This is a genomic window from Bacillus sp. 05T31 (genome assembly GCF_056396725.1).
In genome coordinates, this window is record NZ_JBFTMA010001303.1 from 1 (window position 1) to 537 (window position 537).

At 36.1% G+C, this 537-nt stretch carries 1 protein-coding gene; it reads right to left on the bottom strand.

Annotated elements, in window-relative coordinates; translation table 11 throughout:
• Positions 1-537, bottom strand: a 537-nt coding sequence (locus AC1DJR_RS33035; protein WP_477004571.1) for an aminotransferase class III-fold pyridoxal phosphate-dependent enzyme, incomplete at both ends; no start/stop codon positions are given.

Genomic DNA, 537 nt, shown 5'->3' on the forward strand with positions numbered 1-537 from the left:
CCCTTGTGTAACATCAACTAACATCCCTTTCTCCATTAGCTCTACCTGTAATTTCTTCACATTTTCATTCGTATCATTCAAACTAATTCCAAACATCATACCAGCATGGCGTACTTCCTGAATATAATAAGAATTTTCTTTCTGAATTTCTTGCAATTTATCATTTAGATAGTGTGACGTTTCGTACGCTTCTTGCATTAAACCATCGTCAATCAATGTATTTAAAACCGTTAACCCTAAAGCGGTTCCCATTGAAGAATGAGCAAAAGTTGTGCCGTGATCTCCTGGTGCAAATACATCACATAACTTTTCACCTACAATAATTCCGCCAAGCGGTATCCCGCCTCCTGCTCCTTTACCTATTTGAATAATATCCGGAGTAATATTGAAATTTTGATAAGCAAATAGTTTACCAGTTCTCCCCATACCACTTTGAACTTCATCAACGATAAGAATGACATTATATTTATCACATAAGTTTTGAACACCATGTAAATATTCACTTGATAAAGGGTATATCCCCCCGCTACCTAATAC